The sequence below is a fragment of the Sedimentibacter sp. B4 genome (assembly GCF_000309315.1).
Taxonomy (GTDB): Bacteria; Bacillota; Clostridia; order Tissierellales; family Sedimentibacteraceae; genus Sedimentibacter; species Sedimentibacter saalensis.
In genome coordinates, this window is sequence record NZ_CANG01000665.1 from 1 (window position 1) to 232 (window position 232).

General features: G+C 68.1%; 1 pseudogene. It reads left to right on the forward strand.

Annotated elements, in window-relative coordinates:
• Positions 1–232 (forward strand): annotated as a pseudogene (locus BN358_RS24065) (hypothetical protein); the annotation flags it as partial.

Genomic DNA, 232 nt, shown 5'->3' on the forward strand with positions numbered 1-232 from the left:
CATCGGACTGAGTCACCATCTCGTGCCACTCGAGGATCTGGCCCGCCTCAGTGAGGCGTCCACGCCCGTCATCGAGGCGCTGGACGCCGCCGGGCTGCCCGGCTTCGTGCTGCTGAACACGTGCAACCGGTTCGAGCTGTACTTCGAGTCCGAGGCCTTCCACGCCGGCCTCGAGACCGTACTCGGCTCCGTTCGCGACGCCCTGCCCGAGCCCCACCGCAACCTCGTCAAC